Annotated in this window: 6 protein-coding genes and 2 pseudogenes; 6 read left to right on the top strand and 2 right to left on the bottom strand. The window is 64.6% G+C overall.

The window, feature by feature from the left end:
* Positions 1-80 precede the first annotated feature (80 nt).
* From B0G75_RS41955 to B0G75_RS02290, 5 genes and pseudogenes are all read left to right on the top strand, one after another.
* Positions 81-1766 (top strand): annotated as a pseudogene (locus B0G75_RS41955) (amino acid adenylation domain-containing protein); the annotation flags it as partial.
* A gap of 138 nt (positions 1767-1904) precedes the next feature.
* Positions 1905-9746, top strand: a pseudogene (locus B0G75_RS02275) (amino acid adenylation domain-containing protein); the annotation flags it as partial.
* Positions 9747-9780: 34 nt separating this feature from the next.
* Positions 9781-14805, top strand: a complete 5025-nt coding sequence (locus B0G75_RS02280) for a non-ribosomal peptide synthetase (RefSeq protein ID WP_106300248.1) — start codon at positions 9781-9783, stop codon at positions 14803-14805.
* Positions 14806-14935: 130 nt separating this feature from the next.
* Complete coding sequence (locus B0G75_RS02285) at positions 14936-16306, top strand: lysine N(6)-hydroxylase/L-ornithine N(5)-oxygenase family protein (protein WP_106300250.1); 1371 nt, start codon at positions 14936-14938, stop codon at positions 16304-16306.
* A gap of 71 nt (positions 16307-16377) precedes the next feature.
* Complete coding sequence (locus tag B0G75_RS02290) at positions 16378-17220, top strand: N(5)-hydroxyornithine transformylase PvdF (protein WP_106300252.1); 843 nt, start codon at positions 16378-16380, stop codon at positions 17218-17220.
* 67 nt (positions 17221-17287) lie between these two features.
* Here the strand turns inward: B0G75_RS02290 and B0G75_RS02295 are convergent, their stop codons facing one another.
* Positions 17288-18817, bottom strand: a complete 1530-nt coding sequence (locus tag B0G75_RS02295) for an MFS transporter (protein ID WP_374956868.1) — start codon at positions 18815-18817, stop codon at positions 17288-17290.
* A 322-nt stretch (positions 18818-19139) separates the two neighbouring features.
* Between B0G75_RS02295 and B0G75_RS02300 the strand changes: the two genes are divergently transcribed.
* Complete coding sequence (locus B0G75_RS02300; protein ID WP_106300256.1) at positions 19140-20078, top strand: LysR family transcriptional regulator; 939 nt, start codon at positions 19140-19142, stop codon at positions 20076-20078.
* Here the strand turns inward: B0G75_RS02300 and B0G75_RS02305 are convergent.
* Positions 20075-22258 (bottom strand): TonB-dependent siderophore receptor, encoded by a 2184-nt coding sequence (locus B0G75_RS02305; protein WP_106300258.1) that lies wholly within the window; start codon positions 22256-22258, stop codon positions 20075-20077. The genes B0G75_RS02300 and B0G75_RS02305 overlap by 4 nt on opposite strands.
* Positions 22259-22286 lie beyond the last annotated feature (28 nt).

Here is a 22286-nt window from a genome sequence, read left to right on the forward strand (position 1 = left end):
CTTGGCCTAAGCGGCCAGTTCTAACGGATTTCATGCCCATGACGAGCTTCCCGATTGCGTTGCACCACCAGATCCACGCGATGGCGCGCATCGATCCCGATGCGCCCGCGCTAGCGTCCTTTACGCCACATACCGTGCGTCTGACGCGCGGCGAGCTGGATGGCCGCGCGGCGCGCCTTGCCGCGCAACTGCGCGCGGCGGGCGTGACGACTGAAGTGCGCGTGGGTGTTTGCGTCGCGCGGTCGTGCGATCTGTTCGTCGCGTTGCTCGCTGTATTGAAGGCGGGCGGCGTATTCGTCGCGCTCGATCCGCGTCATCCGGCGGCACGCCTCGATTGGGTCGCGCGGGATGCGGGGCTCATGCACGGCATCGTCGACGGTTCCGCCGATGCGGCGATGCGCGCGCGTTTCGCGCAATGCTTCGACGTCGCAAGCGCTGTTGCGACAGATGCGGCAGCGCCGCGTTTCGATGGCGATGAAGAAAACACGCCGGTGCATCCGCGCGCAGCGGCTTACATGATCTATACGTCGGGTTCGACGGGCACGCCCAAAGCCGTTGCCGTTGAACACGGACCGCTCGCCGCGCACGGCGAAGCGCTGGCCGACTCGTTACCGATCGGTGCAAATGACCGCGTGCTGCATTTCGCATCGGTCAATTTCGACGTCTCCATCGAAGCATGGTTAGTACCGCTAGCCGTCGGCGGCAGCGTGGTGATCAGCGACCCGCCGCCGTTCGCGCCGGAAACCACGCATGCGTTCATGCTGCGCGAAGGCATCACCAATACGACACTGCCGCCCGCTTATGTCCGCGAGTTGGCGAACGTTTGCGAGCGTCTCGGCGTGCCGCCTTCGTTGCGCACTCTGCTGTTCGGCGGCGAAGCAATGTCGCAAGACAGTTTCGACGAGATTCGCCGCGTGTTCCCTGCGGTGCGTCTGGTCAACGGCTACGGACCGACCGAGGCGGTGATTTCGCCGATGCTGTGGCCCGTCGATCCTGGCATGACACCGACACTCGACGATGGCAACGGCTTTGCGTCGCTGCCGATCGGTTGGCCAATTGGACGGCGGGTAGCGCGCATCGACGGCGCGGCGCAACAGGGTGAAAGCGGTGAACTGCTGCTGGGCGGCGTGTGTCTCGCGCGCGGCTACCACGGCCGTGCTGCACTCACGGCTGAACGTTTTCTGCCGGACCCGAGTGGCGAACCCGGCGAGCGCATCTACCGCACCGGCGACCTCGCGCGTGAACGCGCGGACGGCTCGTTCGATTATCTCGGCCGCATCGACGATCAGGTTCAGGTGCGCGGCGTGCGCGTCGAGCCGGGCGAAATCGCGGCTTGTCTGCTGACGCATCCGGCGGTGGCCGATGCGGGTGTGCTCGCCGAGACGGCTGGCGGCCGAACGCAATTGATCGCCTGTGTGGTGCTGCAAGAAGAACTCGACGATGCCGCACTGCAAGCGCATCTCGCCGCGCATCTGCCGCAGGCGTGGATGCCGCATCGGTTGGTGCGCTTCGAGCGCTTGCCGTACACGTTGAACGGCAAGCTCGATCGCGCCGCGTTGCGCGACTTCATTGCCACGATGCCGGCTGTTGTCGATGTGCATCATGTCGCGCCTCGAACCGCCACCGAAACGCGCCTCGCCGCGCTTTGGCAAACCTTGCTGAGCGACCCGGCGCCGATCGGTTGCGGCGACCGTTTCTTCGCACGCGGCGGCGATTCGCTTGCGGCGATGCAATTGCAGGCAGCGATCCGTATTGAATGGCGCGTGAATCTGCGGCTCGACGCGTTGTTCGACGATCAACCGCTTGAAGCATTGGCGCGTTTGATCGACGACAGCGAAACCGAAACGTCCATGGGTTCGCATGCCATCACCGTGGTGCAGACCAGCGACGCGCCGTTTGTCGACCGTGCCGCCTCGTTCGCGCAGCAGCGCTTCTGGGTGCTCGCACAAACGCAGGACGCCGGCGCGGCATATCACGTCGCCGTGCAATGGGACGTGCAGGGCGCGCTAGAGATCGGGACGCTGCAACGCGCGCTTGATTGTCTGATCGCGCGTCATCAAGCGTGGCGAACCACGCTGGTCGAGTCCGACGACGGCATCGTCATCCAGCGCATTCATGCACGCTTGCCGGTGCCGATCGCGCAATTCGATTTGCGCGCTTGCGACGAGGCCGAACGCACGTCACGATTGGTGGAGTTGACCGAACGGCAAGTCGGCGTGGCTTTCGATTTGTCTAGAGGTCCGCTCGTGCGCGCCGCGCTCGTCACGCTCACGGACAACACGCAGCGCTTTCTGTTGACCACGCATCATTCGATTAGCGACGGCTGGAGTTCGCGCTGCGCCTTCGACGAACTGCGCATCGCCTACGCAGCCTTCGCTGTGGGAAGCGAGCCGCAATTGCCCCCGTTGGCCATCCAGTATGCCGACTACGCGCAATGGCAACGCGACTGGCTCGCAGCCGGCGAACGTGACAGGCAACTGGCGTACTGGCGCGACGCACTGCGCGATGCACCCGAAGCGCTAGCCTTGCCACTCGACCGCCCGCGCTCGCCGGAACACGACTATCGCGGCGGCCGTGTCGCGCTGCGTTTGCCTGTTGCGCTTTCCGAGGCCGTGCGGGAAACGGCGCGACGCGTGCAGGCTTCGCCGTTCACCGTACTGCTCGCGGCCTTCGACGCCTGGCTTTACCGGTTGACCGGCACCACCGACATAGTCGTGGCCGCGCCGATCGCGCATCGGCAACGCATGGAGACCGCGCCGCTGGTGGGTCTCTTCCTCAACACGCTTGCACTGCGAACGCGTGTCACGCCGGATCAATCGTTCGCCGCGCTGCTCGATGACGTGCGCCGTGCCGCATTTGACGCGTTCGCGCATCAGGATGTGCCGTTCGATCAGGTGCTCGACGCCGTCAAGCCGCCGGTGCGGCGCGGCGATGCGTGGCTCAAGGTGAAGTTCGCGCAGCAGTTCGATCTGGAGTTGTCGGCTGAATTGCCGGGCGCTTCGGTGCGCATGTCGCCGGGTCTGGATCTTGCCGCCCGCTTCGACTATGCACTCGATTTCACCGACGATCCGCGCGGCATCGAACTAGTCGTCGCTTACGCGCTCGACGGTATCGATGAAGCGACTGCCCACGCGTGGCTGCACAGCTATGCCGCGCTCGTCGCCGATGCCGTGCGCGATCCGCAGCGCGCGATCGCCGAACTGGATTGCGCGGATAGCGCCGACTATCGGCCCGCGCGGCGTGGCCGTGAATTCCAGCCGGCGGCTGACAACGTGCTCGCGCTGTTCGCGCGGCATACACGTGCAACGCCGGATCGCGTGGTGCTCGCGGATGCCGAGACGCAACTCACGTACGCCGAAGTCGATGCGGCGTCCGACCGTATCGCATTCGCTTTGCGTCAACGTGGGGTCGACGCGGAGCAGCCGGTGGCGGTATGTATCGAGCGGTCGGTGCGCTTTGCCGTTGCGCTGATCGGCGTGATGAAGTCCGGTGCGTACGTCGTGCCGCTGGATCCTGCCGCGCCGCGTGAGCGTCTGACTGCTTCCGTTGAAGCGTGTGGCGCGCGATGGATTGTGACGGCGAATCAAGCGCAAACTATGGCCGCGGTAGGCGCGGCAAGCACGCTGGACTTCGATGCGCTCACGCAAGCGTCATCGCCGACGAGCGTGGACGAGGCAACCGCAACCAGACGCGCAACCGCATTACCCACGACCCCTTTGGCGAACCAGGCCGCCTACCTGATCTTCACCTCCGGCTCGACCGGCACGCCGAAAGGCGTCGTCATCTCGCATGGAGCGCTGGCCGACTACGTCGAAGGCATGCTCGACGAACTCGCATTCGCCGCCGGCGCATCCATGGCAATGGTCTCCACCGTCGCCGCCGACCTCGGCCACACGACGCTATTCGGTGCGCTCTGTTCGGGCCGCACGCTGCATCTGTTGCCCGCGCAATGCGCATTCGATCCCGATCGATTCGCCCACGAAATGCGCACACGCAACGTCGGCATTCTCAAGATTGTGCCGAGCCACTTGCACGCGCTGCTCGACGCGCAGCATCCGGCCGACGTGCTGCCCGCGCATGCGCTCGTGACGGGCGGCGAAACGTTGCCATGGTCGCTGGTCGAGCGGATCGCGGCACTAAAGCCGACTTGCCGCGTGATCAATCACTATGGCCCGACCGAAGCAACGGTAGGCGCGCTGACGTGCGACACGTCGGCGCCCGCGCAAGCCGCATTGCGTGCGCTGAGCGCGCGCAACGCACAAGCGGTGCCGCTTGGTCTGCCGCTGCCGAACGCCTACGCTTGCGTGCTCGACAGTTACGGCGCGAGCGTACCGCCGGGCGCGATCGGCGAGTTGTATCTCGGCGGACCAGGTTTGGCGCGCGGTTATCTGAATCGCGCCGCGGCGACCGCAGAGCGTTTCGTGCCGAATCCGTTCGCGCCTGGCGAGCGTCTCTATCGAACGGGCGATCGCGTGAGATTGCGCGCCGATCGCCGGCTGGATTTTCTGGGCCGCCTCGACGATCAGGTCAAGATTCGCGGCTACCGCGTCGAACCCGGCGAAGTCAGCGCGGCACTGCGCGCGCTGGACGGTATCGTTCAGGCCGAAACGCTGGCCGTAGAGCACGAGGGGCGCTTGCGTCTGGCCTCCTTCGTCGCCTTGACGAGCGATGCCCGCTTCGACGAAGCCGCATTGCGCGCGGCGTTGAGCGCGCGTTTGCCGGACTACATGGTGCCGGCCGTGTTGCAGCATGTCGCCGCGTTGCCGGTGACCGCCAACGGCAAGGTGGATCGCGCGGCATTGCGGGCGCAGGCGGCTGCGCCGGCGCCATCGGTGGCAGTGGGCGACGCGCCGCAAGGCGCAACGGAAGAAGCGCTCGCCGCAGTGTGGAAGGATGTGCTCAAAGCCGAACGCGTGGGCCGCGACGATAACTTCTTCGAACTGGGCGGCGATTCGATTCTTGTATTGCAGGTGATCGCCCGTTCGCGCAAGCGCGGTGTGCGTTTTACACCGAAGCAACTGTTCGATGCGCCCACGCTCGCGCAACTCGCACGTGTCGCAACGACGGTGGACATCAGTGCGCAGGCCGCGCCGGGTGCATCGAAGTCACAGCCTGTACCCGCCAAAGCCGGGCACTCCGCCACGCTCACGCCCGCCCAACTGCGTTTCTTCGCACTGGATATTCCGCGGCGTGGTCACTGGAATCAATCCATCGAACTCGACACGCAAGCACCGTTCGACTTCGACGCTTTCGCGCGCGCGTTCGAAACGTTGCTGGCGCATCATGAGATATTCCGTCAGCGTTTCACGCCGGTCGGTGCGCAAGGCGAATGGCGTCTCGATCTGGCCGAGCGCGCATTCGAAACACTGCCGCTCGCCGCGAGTTCCGCACGCGACGAAGCCGACGCGCTAGCCCAATTCGACGCCTTGCAGGGCACGCTCGATCTGACGCACGGCCCGCTCGTCTGCGCGCTGGCCGCGCTGCTGCCAGACGGCACCACGAAGCTCTATCTGGCGATCCACCATATCATCGTCGACGGCGTGACGTGGCGTGTCTTGCTCGACGACCTCGACGCCGCCTATCGCGCCGCTTGCGAGCGTCGCAGCGTGCGTCTCGCGTCGACGGGGACGAGTGCGCAGGAATGGGCGGCACGGCTCGCACGCGCAGCACTCGACATCACGAACTCGCCGTTTGTTGCTGAGCTGCCGTACTGGGCCGCACTCGCCGAGCCCTACGACGATCTGCCGCTCGACCGTCCGCAAGCCAAGGCGACCAACGCCGACGCGCAATCCGTGATCCAGACCATCGGCGCCGATCTGACACGCGCCGCATTGACGGAAGCGAATGCCGCATACCGCACGCAGATGATCGAACTGCTGATCGCTGCGCTGGCGCAGTCGCTCGACATGCCTGTTTGCCGTATCGAACTCGAAGGCCACGGCCGCGAGGCTGTGTTCGACGATGTCGATGTCAGCCGTACGCCTGGCTGGCTCACGAGTCATTACCCGGTGCAGTTCACGCTTGAAAGCACGCCGGCGGCCACGCTCGGTGCGGTCAAGGACACGCTGCGAGCGGTGCCGAACAAGGGCCTCGGTTTCGGCGTGCTGCGTCACTACGGCGACCCGGCGACGCGCGCCGCACTCGCCGCCGTGCCGCGTCCGCATGTGACCTTCAACTATCTCGGCCAATTCGACGCACCGCGCGAAGCGGCGCTCGTGCCGCGTTTCGGCGGCGCGGGCCGCGAACGCGATCCGGCGGGGCCGATCGGCAACGCGTTGGCGATTCATGCCTATATCGACGGCGATGTCACGCGCACGCTCAAAATCCATTGGGTCTACGGTGCAACGCAATTCGAGCGCGCTACCGTGGAGGCCATCGCGCAGCGCTTTGAAAGCGCGCTCGCGGCATTGACGGCGGCATGCGCGGCGCGCCTCGCGCAACGCGGCGGTGGCGCGACGCCTGGCGACTATCCGCTCGCGCGCGCGGGCGGCTTGACGCAGGCCGCGCTGGAGCGCGTGCCGCACGACTTGCGCAGCATCGACGATATCTATCCGCTTTCGCCGATGCAGCACGGCATTCTGTTCCACTCGCTGTTCGCGCCCGAGCAATCCACTTATGTGAATCAACTGGTCGCGACCTTGATCGAGCCGGACGTGGAGCGTCTGCGCGCTGCGTTCGAAGCCGCTGTGCCGCGCCACGACATTCTGCGGACCAGCTTCACGCCGGACGAAGCGACGCCGATGCAGATCGTGCATCGTCAGGCGCGTATGCCGGTCGAAATTCTCGATTGGCGCGAGCGTGGCGCGCACACGCATGATGCGTTCGAAGGCTGGCTCAGCGCCGACCGTGCGCGCGGTTTCGATCTGACGTCGCCGCCGTTGATGCGCGTCGCGCTGATCCGCATCACGGACGACGCCTGGCGTCTCGTCTGGACGCGCCATCATTTGCTGCTCGACGGCTGGAGCACGGCGCGTTTTTTCGCCGACGTGCTGCGCGACTATATCGAGCCGCCGCGTCCGCAACCGTTCGCGGCGCCCGCGAAAACGCGCTATCGCGACTTCATCGCGTGGCTGGCCGCACGCGACACCGACAGTGAACGCGCCTTCTGGCTGCAGCGTCTCGCGTTGCTCGACGAACCGACGCTGGTTGCCGAGCGCGAGTCCGCGAGCGGCCGCGAATCGCAGCATCTCACGCGGCGTGAAACGATCGACGCAGCGACCACGGCGCGCCTCACCGAAACCGCGCGCCGTCTGAAGGTCACGGTCAACACGATGGTGCAGGGCGCGTGGGCGCTAGCACTGCAACGGATGACGTATCACACGGCCGTCGCGTTCGGCGCGACAATCGCCGGCCGTCCAGATGCGTTGCCGGACGTCGATACCGTGCTGGGTCTTTTCATCAACACGCTGCCGGTGATTACGGCGCCGTTGCCGCAACGCCGTGCATCGGCATGGCTGCACGATTTGCAGCGCGACAACGCCGCGGCCGCGGAGCACGCGCATACGCCGCTCTACGAAATCCAGCAATGGGCGGGACAAGGTGGCGGCGCGCTGTTCGACACGCTGGTCGTGTTCGAAAACTATCCCGTGGATGAAGCATGGCAAGGCCGCGACGAGCGCGCGCTCAAGCTGCGTGAATTGCGCAATATCGAAGCGACCGACTTTGCGCTCACGCTGGTGATCGAAGCGGGCGCGACGCTCACGATCGACTACGGCTACGATGCCGCGCAACTCGATGAAGCGCGTGTCGCCGCATTGCATCGCGCATTTGCCGCGTGCCTCGCGGGGTTGATCGCCAATGCGGACGCACCGCTCGGCACGATTTCGATTTCCGCCGCCGACGATCTGGCCGCGCTGGCGCGTTTCAATTCGACCGCGCAAGTGTGGCCAGGCACGCAGCAGGCGCTGCATCGCCAGTTCGAACAGAAGGCACTGGCGTCACCCGACGCGATTGCGCTTGAATTCTCTGACGCGCAAGGGCACACGCAGCAGATGACCTACGGCGAACTGGATGCGAACGCCGATCGCGTCGCCGCCTCGCTCATCGAAGCCGGCGTGCGCGCGGACACGGCAGTGGCGCTGTGCGTCGAGCGTTCATTCGACATGGTCGCGGCGCTGATCGGCGTGCTCAAAGCGGGCGCGGCCTACTTGCCGATCGATCCCGACTATCCGGCGGACCGCATCGCCTATCTGCTCGACGACGCGAAGCCCGCAGTTGTGCTGACGCAACCGCATCTGCTGGAACGTGTCATGGCAGCGGTCGACAACACAGGCGTGAAAATCCTTACCGTCGACGCACTGCGCGGCGCCGACTTCACGCTCAGCGCTCCCGTGCCGGTCGCGCCCGATCAACTCGCCTACCTGATCTACACGTCCGGTTCCACAGGCAAGCCCAAAGGCGCGGGCAATACGCATCGCGCGCTGGCGAACCGCATTGCGTGGATGCAGGACGCGTATCGCCTCGACGCCGACGACGTCGTGTTGCACAAGACGCCGTTCGGTTTCGACGTGTCGGTATGGGAGTTCGTGTGGCCACTCGCCATCGGCGCGAAGCTCGCCATCGCGGCGCCTGGCGATCATCGCGATCCGGCGCGACTCGTCGCGGCCATCGAAACTCATCGCGTCACGACGCTGCATTTCGTTCCGTCGATGCTCGCGGCCTTCGTCGCTCATCTTGAAGACTTTCATGCGGCGGCGCGCTGTGCAAGCATCGAGCGAATCGTCGCCAGCGGCGAAGCGCTCGCGCCGGAACTGGTGGCGCGTGTCGCCAGACAATTGCCGCACGCGCGGCTCTATAACCTCTACGGCCCGACGGAAGCCGCCATCGACGTTTCGCATTGGACGTGCGACGCGCGCGATGCCGACGCGGCGTCCGTGCCGATCGGTCACCCGATTGCCAACCTGCAATTGCACGTGCTCGACGCAGCGTTGCAACCGCTGCCGCAAGGCGCGATCGGCGAACTCTACCTGGGCGGCGTGGGACTCGCGCGCGGCTACCTCGGCCGCGCTGCGCTGACGGCGGAACGCTTCGTTCCCGATCCGTTCTCGCGCGGCGCGCGGCTGTATCGAACCGGCGACCTTGCGCGTCGTCGCGCGGATGGTGCGCTCGACTATCTCGGCCGCATGGACACGCAAGTGAAATTGCGTGGCCAGCGGATCGAGCCTAGCGAAATCGAAGCGCTGCTGCGCGCGGCGCCGGGCGTGCACGATGCCGTGGTGATCGTGCGTGACGAGCAATTGATCGGCTACGTGGCGTGCGGTGCGGACAACGCACTCGATACGCAGGCGCTGCTCGACGATTTGCGTGCGCAACTGCCGTCGTATATGGTGCCGTCGTACCTGGTCGCGATGGATGCTCTGCCTGTCACGCCGAACGGCAAATGCGACCGTCACGCATTGCCGGCTCCTGTGCGTGGCACCGCGTCAGAAAGCGCTATCTGCGTGGCCGCCACCGAGACGGAGCGTGAACTTGCCGAGATCTGGAAGCGCGTGCTGCGCGTCGACACGATTGGCCGCGACGACGATTTCTTTGCGCTGGGCGGCCACTCGCTGCTCGCGACGCAAGCCAACGCGCAGGCGAATCTGCACTGGACGCTGATCCTGCCGCTACGCACCCTGTTCGACGAGCGGACCTTGCAGCGCTGCGCCGCCGCGATCGACCGCGCGCTCGCGGAGCGCGATGCACACGGCGCAGGCGATACCGCGAGCGCGATCGATGCGCTGCTCGACGAATTCGAACTGCAATGAGCCAACACGCCGGCCCGTACTGAGACCACTTAGCATGACCACTGCCAAACCGGATCTGCTGTCCCTTGCGTCACGCTTCGCGCTGTTGCCGGATGCGCAGCGCAAGGCCTTTCTCACGAAACTCGACGCCGCCGGCATCGACTTCCGCGTGCTGCCGATTCCGCCGCGCGCCGAGCGCACCGCGAGCGTGCCGGCTTCGTTCGCGCAAACGCGTCTGTGGCTGCATGCGCGGATGATCGACGAACCGGCCGCGTATCACATCACCGAACGGCTGCGCCTGGACGGCGCGCTCGACGCCAACGCGCTGCGTCTCTCATGTGACGCGCTGATCGCGCGCCACGAAGCGCTGCGTACGACTTTCACCGAAAGCGGCGACGGCGTATTGCAGACGGTGCATGCGCCGTCGCGCTGCCCATGGCACGCGAGCGACGTGAGTTCGTGGCCCGCCGACCAGCGCGAGGCGCGTGCCGCCGACATCGCGCAGGCCGACGAAGCGAAGTCCTTCGATCTATCGCTCGGCCCGCTGATGCGCGCGCACCTGATCCGTCTCGATACGAACACGCACTGGCTCGCGTTGACGACGCATCACATCGTCTCCGACGGCTGGTCCGCGGACGTGATACTGGCGGAACTGGCGTCGTTCTATCGCGCGTATGCGAAAAGCGAAGCGGTGTCGCTTGCGCCATTGCCGATTCAGTATGCCGACTTCGCGCTGTGGCAGCGCCGTTGGCTCGACGCGGGTGAACGTGAACGTCAGTTGGCGTTCTGGCGCGAGCGGCTGGATGCGAATCGCGACGTGCTGATGTTGCCGGGCGCTGCGCCGCGTCCGGCGCAGCGTAGCGCGCGTGGCGCACGGCATCGCTTCGTTCTCGATGCCGCGCTCGTGCAGCAAGTGAAGACCTTGGCCAATGCACAGCGCGCGACACCGTTCGCCGTGTTGCTGGCGGCATTGAGTGCGTTGCTCGCGCGTTCTTCGGGCGAAACACAGATTCAGATCGGCGTGCCCGCGGCCAATCGCGAACGCGGCGAAGTGGCCGGTCTCGTCGGCTTCTTCGTAAACACGCTCACGCTTGCCACGCCGGTTCCCGCGGCGCAGCCATTCGCCGCGCTGGTCGGCGCGACGCAGCGAACGCTGATCGACGCCCAGTCGCATCAGGACGTGCCGTTCGAACAGGTGGTCGAAGCGCTCGGCGTGGTGCGTAGCGCGAGTCATCATCCGCTGTTTCAGGTGATGGCCGCTTATGGCGCGCGGCGCCGTTTGCCGTCGCTTGCGGAAGTGCGCATGACGGAGTTGCCTTCGGGTGCGCCGTTCGCCAAGTTCGATTTGACGCTGAGTTTCGAGGAACGCGACGACGATTCGATCGATGCGTACTTTATTTACGCACTCGATCTGTTCGACGCCGATGCGATAGAGCGCCTCGCCGCGCGATTCATCGAGTTGCTGTCGAATGCGACGGCAGCATCCGCCACTGCAGTCGGCGATTTGCAATGGCTGCCAGAAGCGGAACGCGCACAACTCGACGCATGGAATAGCACGGCATTCCCTGCTGAAGCAGCATTTAGACCGGTGCATCAGCGTGTCGCCGACCATGCCAGCGCGCGGCCGGATGCTCGTGGCGTCGCGGATATGAACCGCTCGCTCACGCGCGGCGAGGTGGATGCGCGAGCCGCGCGTTTGGCGCAACGTCTGGTCGCGGCAGGCGTGAGTGCGGAGATGCGGGTCGGCGTCGCGCTGAGCCGCTCGGTGGATCTGCTGGTCGGTCTGATCGCGGCGCTGAAGTCGGGCGGCGCGTTCGTCCCGCTCGACCCGAGCCATCCGCGTGAGCGTCTCGCGCAGATTCTCGACGATGCGCAGATCACGCACGTCATCACGGAACGCGGGAGTGTCGCTGCGTTGCCGGCGTCGGACCATTTGCGGTTGTGGCTGATCGACGAGGAACCGCAGGCTGACGAACCCTCGGCAGCGCATGTCGAGTTGCCGCGCGTGTCGCCGCATCAGGCGGCGTATGTGATCTATACGTCCGGTTCGACGGGCAAACCGAAGGGCGTGGTTGTCGATCACGGCTCGTTTGCGCTGCATTGCGCGGCGATTGCGGAGCGCTACGGTGCGGGCGAACGTGACGTGTTCCTGCTGTTCCAGTCGGTCAATTTCGACGGCGCGCATGAAGGCTGGTTTTCGCAGTACATGTCCGGCGCGGCCGTGGCGATTACGGCGGACACGCTGTGGCCGCCCGCGCAAACCTGCCGGATGATGGTGCGCGAGGGCGTGACCATGACTTACGTGCCGCCCGGTTGCGCGACCCAACTCGCCGAATGGGCACTCGCACATGGTGCGCCGCCGAGTTTGCGTTCGCTGACGGTGGGCGGTGAAGCCACCTCGCGCGAAGCGTTCGCGCTGATGCGCAGGGCGTTTCCGAATGCGCGCATCGTCAACGGATACGGGCCGACCGAAACCGTCATCACGCCGATGCTGTGGATGTTCTATCCGACCGACGATACCGCGAAGCTCGCGGACAGCGCCTATTTGCCGATCGGCACGCTGGTTGGCGCGCGTTCGGCGCATGTGCTCGATGCACGCTTGAATCCGCTGCCCGTTGGCGTGATCGGCGAGTTGTATCTGGGCGGCGAGGGCGTGGGTGTCGCGCGCGGCTATCTCGACCGGCCGGCGCTCACGGCCGAGCGCTTCGTGCCGGATCCGTTCGGTGCGCCGGGCGCACGGCTCTATCGCACGGGCGACCTCGTCAAGCGGCGCGCGGACGGCGTGTTCGATTTTATCGGCCGCGTCGATCATCAGGTGAAGCTGCGCGGCTTGCGGATCGAACTCGGTGAGATCGAAGCGCAACTCGCCGCGCACGACGATGTGCGCGAAGCCGTGGCGATCGTGCATGGCAAGGGAGCGCAAGCGGCACTGGTGGCGTATGTCGAATTGAGCGCCGAGGCGCGTGAACGCAGCACGCGCGCGGATGCGGCGGAACTCGACGCGCATCTGCGTCATACGCTGCCGGATTACATGGTGCCCGCGCATATCGTCGTGCTCGACGCGTTGCCGCGCAATGCCAACAGCAAGGTGGACCGCGCGGCATTGCCGGAGCCGCAGCGAGTCGCACGCGCCTATCAGGCGCCCGCAGCGGGGCTCGAAACCGCGCTTGCGCAGATTTTCCGCGAAGTGCTGGGCGTGGAGCGTGTCGGTCGCGCTGATCATTTCTTCGAACTCGGCGGGCATTCGCTCGCGGCGGTCCGCGTGGCGACGCGCGTGGCCGAGCGGCTCGCTCGCGATGTGCCGGTGCGCACGCTCTTCGAAGCACCGACGCTCGCGCAATACGCGCAACGGGTGCTGGCGTCGGCGCGCAGCGAAGCGCTGGCCGACGTGGGCAATGACGCTTCGAGTGGCGTTTCGAATTCACAACCGACAGCGGACGCGAACGGCGTTCTGCCGCTTTCTTCCGCGCAATTAAGCTTGTGGTTCCTGTGGCGCTCGCAACCGGACAGCGCGGCGTACAACATTCCCGTCGCGCTGCGTTTGCGTGGCGCGCTCGATATCGATGCGTTGCGCGAAGCGTTTGCTCAAGCGGCCGCGCGACATCCGGCGCTGCGTGTGCGGCTCGTTGAACGCGACGGACAGTTGCCGGGTCAACGCGTGGCCGAGCCGGCGCTGTTCGATCTGCCCGTTGTCGATCTGTCCGGCGATCCTTCGGCCGCCGCCCGCGAGAGCGCCGCTGTTGCGCTGACCGACGAAGACGCGCTCACGCCATTCCATCTGCTCGACAACTCGCCATTTTGGCGTGCGCGCTTATTGCGTCTTGCCGAGCACGATCATGTGTTGTCGCTGGTCGTGCATCACATCGTGTCGGACGGTCAGTCGATCGATCTATGGCTCGACGACGTACGCACCACGTATGTCGCGATCGTGCGCGGCGCGTCGCCGAGAGCTGCAGTATTGGGAACGGCTGCGAATCAGGAACTGATCTTGCCGGTCGCCGCGCCGCGAGCGCGCCTGTCGTTCTGGCGCGATGCATTGACGGATGCGCCGTCGCACATGCTGCCGGCACCGTCGTCGGGCCGTGCTGCGTCGCCGAGTTGGAGTTGCGGCCGTCTCGCGTTCGAATTCAGCCCGGCGCTCGTGCGCCGCGCCCGCTCAATGGCGCTCGAAGTTCACGCCACGCTGCCCATGTTGCTGCATGCCGCGCTGAACGTGGCCTTCTATCGCGCGACGGGCGTCACCGATCAGCCGGTCGGCGTGCTCGCCTCGACGCGCGAACTGACCGGCGAGGCCGCGCGCCGCGCGCTTGGACTCTTCATCAATGCGGTTGTCGTGCGCACGCGGCTCGCGAAAACCGACACGCCCGCGACGCTGCTCGCCGAAGTCCGCGATGCCGCGCTCGCCGCTTATGCGCACGCTGACACGCCGTTCGCAGACGTGGTTGCGGCATTGCGCGCTCCTCGCGCGGAGGCCGGCAATCCTTTGTTCTCGGTGATGTTCAACTACCTGCGCCCAGCGGGAACGGCGGAACGCGACTGGGCCGGTCTAACGCTCGAAGATTTCAACGACGTGCGGCACCGCGTGGTGTTCGAATTGGAACTGGATGTAGTTGAACATGCCGACGGACGCGTGACCGGCGCCTTCTCGTATGCGAACGAGCTGGTGGACGACCGTTTTGTCGAGGTATTGACCGCCGACTATCTGGACGTGGTGCAGCAGTTCGTCGATGCGCCGCACGAGCAACTGGGTGCTTCAGCCGCGCGCTTTGCATTGGAGTCCGCGAGCGTCGCGGGCGGCGCGCACGTGAGCGCGACATCTCACAACGAAGCATCGCAACGAGCCCAGGTTCTTGAACGCGTCTGGAGCGATCTATTCGAAGGCAACACGCCCGCGCATCACGACGACCTGTTCGAAGCGGGCGCGAGTTCGTTCGACGTGGTTCGCTTCGTCGATGCCGCACGGGCCGCCGGCCATGCGCTGGAAATCGCCGACGTGTTCGCCGCGCCGACCTTTGCACAGCTCGGGGCACGGCTCGTTGCGCGGGGATCGAGTGTCGTCGAGTTACGGGACGGCGCATGAAGCCAGTAAGAACGCCGGTAAAAAAGAAAGCCGGCAAAAAACGCAATGAATAAAACCGCATCAATCACGAAAGAGTTTTCACCGGCCCGCGTATGCAGCGCGCCGGCTTCCACCGATAAGGACCTGCGACATGCACAGAGACACCGTATTTGATCTGATCGGAATCGGCTTCGGACCGTCGAATCTCGCGCTTGCCGTGCGCCTCGCCGAAGAGGCCGGCGTGTCGGACCTTGCGCATTGCTTCATCGAACGTCAGCCGGAATTCGGCTGGCATCGCGGCATGTTGCTCGACGATTGCCGGATGCAGATTTCCTTCCTCAAGGATCTCGTGACAATGCGCGATCCGAAAAGCCGCTTTACGTTCATCAATTATCTGTTCGAGCATGGACGTCTGGCGGATTTCGTCAATCTGAAGAACTTCTATCCGACGCGCGTGGAGTTTCACGATTACCTGAGCTGGGTCGCAGCGTCGTTCGATGATCGCGTGAACTATGGGCAAACCGTGACTGGCATCGAAGCGGTCAGGAGCACCACGAATATGAACGACGTTGAAGCGCTGCGGGTTTTCTCGCGCGACAGCGAAGGCCGCGAGTGGCAGCGCGTGACACGGGCGCTGTCGGTCGGCATCGGCGGCGGTCCGCAAGTGCCGGAAGCATTTGCCGCGCTCGGCACGCACAACATCGTGCATTCGTCGCAGTACCTGACGTCCATCGACCGTACGGTCGGGCCTGCGGACGGTGCGCGAAAACGCGTGGCGGTGATCGGCGCGGGACAGAGCGCCGCCGAGGTGTTCGTCGATCTGACGCGCCGCTTCCCGCACGTCGATGCGAGCCTCATCATCCGCTCGAGCGCGCTGAAACCCGCCGACGACAGCCCGTTCGTCAACGAGATCTTTAGCCCCGCCTTTACCGATATCGTCTACGCGCAGCCGCGCGACGGCCGGCGTTCACTGATCGAGCGCTTTCGCGACACCAACTATGCGGTGGTCGACCGTCCGCTGATCGAGCAGATCTACGAAATGCTTTATCTGCAGAACGTGTCCGCCGATCCGCGGCACCGGCTGCTGGCGAACACCGGCATCGAAACGGCGGTGCGCACGGCGGGCGGGCAGATCGAACTCACGCTGCGTGATCGTCTGAGCGGCCACGCGCGAGCCGAGCAATTCGACGCACTGGTGCTCGCGACGGGCTATCGCCGCGACACGCATTTCGACCTGCTGGATGGGCTCGCGCCGCATCTCGGCGATGCGCTTGCGCAAGGCAACGTCGAACGTGATTACCGGCTTGCCACGCCGGCGAGTTTCAAGCCGCGCGTTTATCTGCAAGGCTGCTGCGAAGACACTCATGGGCTCTCCGACACGCTGCTATCGGTGCTCGCGCTGCGCTCGGACGAAATCGCCGAGTCGCTCGCACACTATGCATCGCAGGACCGGTTGGGCGGCCGGACACAACAAGCACAAGAAAACGAAACGAGCGTCGGTCGCATGGCCTTCGCTCTTTAACAAAAGCCGCCGCTTCTGCCTTAGAAAACCGGGTCCTGGTGTGCCACGACTCACATACACAAGAAACTACTATGCCGAAGAAGAAACTCGTTTACATCTGGTCGCTTAGAAATGCCGCCGCCGACAAGGCCGGTCAGGAGATCGCGTACAAGAGCGGCACGCGCTACATGAAGTCGGTGCTGGAGTCGCTCGTCGAGGCGCTAAACGACACCGAACTGGGCGATCAGTACTCGCTCGAAAAAGTCATTTACGACGACGACGCCGGCTCCAGCGTGGATCGCGAGAAACTGATGGAATACGGCTTCGCTTATGAGCCGGGCAAGCGCTGGTTTTATCCGCCGAATCTGCGCGTGCAAGGCAAGCCGGTCAACGATCTGCTGCTCGCGATTCCATCGACGTACCGGCGTGAACCGCTCGATGCGCCGGGACGACCGGCAGGCAAGAGCGCTTTCGAAAAGCATCTGCTCGATACGCTAGTGGAGTTGAAGGCCGACATCGTCGTGCTTGATGGGTTGCTGATCATTCTCGACGAACTGGTTCGGCCGGGTGCGCCGTTCTATCGCAAGATTGTGAACATTCATCCGGGCGTAACGCGCGCCGAATCGCCGTACGAGCGGCGCGGCGCGTATGCGACGCTCGATGCGCTCTACGGCGCGCGCGGCAAGAAGGTGGTCAACTGGAAGACGATGGAAACCGTGGCGGTCGAACCGCTCTATTTGACGGGTGCATCGTTTCACTATGTCGACAACGGAATCGATTCGGGCGAGGTGATTCACGACGTGCTGAACACCGAAATCGATAAGGACGATACGATCCTCGAACTGCGCTGGAACAATTTCAACCGCAGTCTTTTCCCGGCTTTGAACGAAGGGCTCGCGATAATGGCGGGGCAGAAGATACAAGTCGAAGCGTGAGCGGTGGAGCGGCGCGCAGGCGCCGCTCTGAACTTATTCGCTTGTGCACGGCGCCGTCGAAGAAGCGCTAGCTACACGCGTCGCATCGAGCCGGTTGCTGCTGCTGCTGTTGCGTCGGCACGCGTTTGTCGCTGCTTAGCCTTCTCGACGCGCTGCCGGAAATCGCGAAACTGAGCGCGGCAAGTACCCACACGCCGATTCCGCCGTAAACCATCACCCAGCCGAAGCCTTGCATCAACGCGGCATGCACGACGCTTCCCGACGGGTCGATTTGCGCCAGGGTGGGCATCCCCGTCCTGACTGCTTCGACATCGCCCGCTGCGATTTTCTCGGCGAGTCTGCCGAGCGGCGCGGTGTCGAGCGTCTTCGGCAAGCGCGTCTTCAGACTGGCAAGAATTCCGCCGACCAGGATTGCACCCATCAACGCGATGTTGATCGCGAGCGTAATCATCCGCGCACTCATATCGATGCCCGACGCCATACCCGCGCGTTCCGCGGGAACCGCGGCGGTGGTCGTATTGGTGACGGGCGTATTGGTGAGACCGAGGCCCGCGCCCGCGATCATGCAACCTGGCAACAGGGTCCATGCGTTGGCATGCGCGGCGCCGCTGCCGTAACGCATCAGCATGAAGCCGAGGCCGATCGTAAACAGGCCGGCAGGTATGGCGATTCCCGAGCCGTAACGCAGTGCGAGACGTTCGCCGAGCGGCGGAAACAGCAGCGTCGGCAGCGTATAAGCGAGCAGTGCCAGTCCGGCGCTCACGCTGTCGTAGCCGAGGCCGATCTGGAAATAGATCGGCAGATAGATCATGAACGGCCAGAAGCTGAAGTTCATGCCCGCCGAACCCATCAGTGCACCGGAAAACTGCGGAATCCTGAACACTGAAAAGTCGAACATGGGCCGCGTATTGAGTTTCTCGGCAAACAGAAAAGCCACGAAGGCGACCAACGTCGCGGCGACAATGAAGAGCGCACGCGGATTGCTGAATCCAAGCGCCGGAACTTGCGTGATGAAATACACGAGCCCGAACACCGCCAACGACAACGTGACGATGCCGGCAACGTCGAGCGTATGCGCATGCGGGTCGCGCGATTCCTGCACGCCGCTGAAAACGAGCGTCAAGGTCACGACAGCGAGTAGCGCGTGCACCCAGAAGACCCATTGCCAACTCGACAACGCCACGATGGCCCCGCCGATGATCGGCCCAAACCCGAGTCCAATACCGAAGATAATGCCCCACGCGCTGAATGCGCGAGCGCGTTCGGGCCCGTCGCTGAACTGATGCGATAGCACGGCCACCTGGCAGATCAGCATGGCGCCGCCGCTCGCGCCTTGCAACAGGCGCGCGACGATCAGCGTCGGAACGCTTTGCGCGAGTCCGCAGATCAGCGACGTGATGCCGAACAGCGCGATGCCGACAACGAAGATGCGCCGGCGGCCGAAGCGGTCCGCGAGCGTGCCGGTTGCCATCAGGACGGTGGTCACCGCGAGCGTGTAGGCGTTCATGATCCACTGCATGCCTTTGAAGTCGCCGTGCAGCACGCGTTCGAGCGTCGGCAGGATCACCGGCACGCTGGAGATTTCGAGGCCGAACATCAGCGACGCGAGGCACACCGCGCCCAACGCCAAAGTGTTTTTGTGGACCGAGAGGAAAGTGGCTGACTGCGGGGTCTCTTTGCTCGTAACCGTTCGTGCGCGATGCGCTTCGTGCGAAGTCGGTTGACGCCCAACTGCTGCGTTTGTGCGGAGCCGCTCTTCACGCCGTGGCGGCGCGATCGGGTCATGGGACATGGAATTTCACCTCGTTAGTCGATGGGCTCGCCCACCATGGACTGTGTAATATAGGGGGAATTCAGATCCCTATTGACGCGTAAAAATCCCGGAAATGCGTCTCCAAGGGAACCAATAGGGCAAACAGATGAGCGACATCCTCGACGGTGTGACGACGTTCGTGCGCGTGGTGGAAACAGGCAGCTTTGCGCTTGCGGCGGAGCGGATGAACCTGACGCGCTCGGCGGTCGGCAAAGTGATCGTGCGGCTGGAGAAGCGCCTCGGCGTGCGCCTGCTCAATCGGACGACGCGCAGCCAGAGCCTCACCGAAGATGGGCAGGCTTACTACGACCGCTGTGTGCGTGCGCTGGCCGAGCTCGAAGCGGCAGAAGCGGATCTCGACTCCGGACGGCGCCAGCCCCAAGGCCGTTTGCGCGTGAGCGTGCCGCAGGCATTCGGTCACCACTGCGTGGCGCCGGTGCTGCTCGGACTTGCGCGCAAGCATCCGCAATTGAAGATCGACGTTTCGATTACCGACCGTTTCGTCGACGTGATCGAAGAGGGTTTCGATCTCGTGGTGCGCGTGGGCCCGCTCGCCGACAGCGTGAGTCTCGCCGCCCGCAAGCTCGGCATGCAGCACGCGAGTATCGGCGCCGCGCCGGCGTATCTGGCGCGTCATGGCACGCCACGCAACGTGGAGGAATTACGCGGCCACGCCGTGATCGCTTACTTGCGAGCAGGGTCGGCGCAGCCGTGGGATGTGATCGATGTCGACGGGCAAATCCGTCGCGCGCAGGTTCAGCCGCAGCTCGGTTTCGACGACATGAAGGGGATAGTGGATGCCGCTCTCGCCGGCTTCGGTCTCGCCTGGCTGCCGAGTTGGCTATTGGCCCGTTATGAGAGAACAGGCGAACTGGTGACGGTGATGGAGAATTGTTTCCGGCCTGCTCAGGAGATTCACCTGGTGTGGCCCAAGAGTCGCTATCTGGCGCTGAAAACGCGCTGTGCGATCGATGCGCTGGTCGCGGAGATTCCCGCCATGATCGGGGCGCCCGCCGCGGGCGCCCCTCGTCCACGCGATGCTTAGAACTGCAGCGTTGCGCTGGCCACGGCAGTGCGCGTCGGCGACGGCGCCACGTAGTAGCCCCATGCCGTCGTCCAGTAACGGCGGTTGAAGAGGTTGTTGATGCCCGCGCGGAACGTCACGTCCTTGCCGGCGATCTTCGTCTCATACCGGCCGCTCAGATCGAACGTGGTGTAAGCCGGCACGAACTGCGTGTTCTGCGCGTCGACGGCCTGGTTGCCGACGTACTTGCCGCCGAACGCCAGCGTCAGCGGACGCAGATACGACGGGTTGTATTCGATCCGGCCCGTCACGGTGAAGCGCGGCGCGCCATAGATGCGCTTGCCTTCCACAGTCGGGTCGTTTACGTCCATGGCCTTCGTGTCGAGCCACATCACGCCGCCCAGCACGCGCCATTCGCTCGTGACCGCGAGCCAACCGCTCGCGTCGAGGCCTTGATAGCGCTTGGTGCCGTCCTGTACGAAGATGTTGTCGACGTTCGTGTAGTTGTAACCCTGATCGACGCGGAACAGCGCGAGGTTGGCGCCCCACTTGGCGTGTTCGGTTTTGAAGCCGACTTCGTACTGCTTGCTGCGCAGCGGGCCGAACGTGTCCGGGTAGTTGAGATTGGTGTTCGACGCCGCGCCGCCCTGTTCCAGCGACTCCACGTAACTCGCGTACAGCGTGGAGTACGGATCGGTTTTGAACATCAGCGCGAAGGTCGGCGTGACCGGGTCCGCCTGGTATTGCGACGACACCGCGCCGCTCGGGTCGTACACGTGCTGCTGATATTGCGTGTAGCGCACGCCGACCAGGGCCGACAGACGCGACGTGAGTTGCACGGTATCGCTCGCGTACACGGCAGCTTGCGTGATGCGCTGCTGGCGGTACAGGTTCGAACCGATGCTGACTTCGTCGTTGGTCAGCAAGGTGCTGGCGTACAGATTGCCGTTGCCTAGGAAGTAGCCTTCGTTCCACCCCGTGGTGTTGCTGTACTCACTGGTTTGCGTCTGGAAGCCCGCGCCCACCACCACGTCGTGCTTGATGCTGCCCGTGTTGAAATGGCCTTGCACCATGCCGTCGACGTTCTGATAGAAGTAACGCGTCAGGGCCGCATAGAGCGTGTTTGAGTAGTTGCTTGCGGGGTCGGTGACAAACAGGAAGCTATCCGAATTGGTGCGGTTCTCCTTGGCGAAGCGGTACTTGATGCTCGCGTGCCAGTTTTCGGAGATGCGGTAATCCAGGCCCGTGCCGAACGAGGCCATCTCGGTCTCGTAGTAGTTCTGCGGTTGCGTGAGCGCATGGGTGACTTTGCTCGCGTCGGGAATGCCGCCGGCGTCGCTACCGAACATCAGGCCGAACAGCGTGCCGTTGGTTCTGCGCTTCTGGTAGAACGCGTCGGCGCTCCACGTCAGGTCCGGCGTGATGCGGAAGTCGAATGCGAGCGACGCGACCTGGCGGCGCACGTGGCCGTGGTCTTCGGCGGTGTTGCCGTTTTCGTTGGCGAGGTTCAGGCGGTAGCCGAAACGGTCGTCATTGCCGAAACGGCCGCCCAGATCCACCGCCTCGCTGAACACGCCGGCCGACTTGTAGCCGACCGAGATGCTGCGGTACGGCGTGTCGGTGGGGCGCTTCAATACATAGTTGACGATGCCGCCCGGCGAGCCGAAGCCGTACATGAAGCCGGACAGGCCCTTGAGCAACTCGACCTGCTCGAACGGCTCGAGCGAGAGGTCGGTATCCCACGACGGGAAAGTCTGACCGTCCACCTTGATGCTGTTCAGCGTGTCGATCGGCATGCCGCGCACGGTGAACATCGAGTTTTCGCTGACACCGTTGTCGCTGATCACCGAGACCGCCGGATCGTACTTGTACAGATCGTTGGCGGTTGTCGCGAACAGGTCCTGCGCTTCGTCGCTCGTCACGACGCGGGTCGAGAACGGCGTGTCCACCTGCTTGCGCGAACCTAGCGCGCCCGCGCTGACGGTGTCGGCCTGCGCCACGGTGCTGTCTTTCGACGCCGAGACGCTCACAGCCGGCAGCGTCGCGCCGGCGTCGCTGGCCGCGGCCTGCGCCCAGCCCGAAGTCGACAGCGTGGAAAGCGTCAAACCGACGCTTGCCAGAAGCCCCGCGCTCAGCAGCGAGGGAGTGCGGCGTTGGCCGCGCACAAACGCCGGTCGGCCGGCGACAAAGAATTTCTGCATGTTGTTCGAATTGGACAGGATGCCGCCT

The sequence above is a fragment of the Paraburkholderia sp. BL18I3N2 genome, from assembly GCF_003001875.1.
Taxonomy (GTDB): domain Bacteria; phylum Pseudomonadota; class Gammaproteobacteria; order Burkholderiales; family Burkholderiaceae; genus Paraburkholderia; species Paraburkholderia phytofirmans.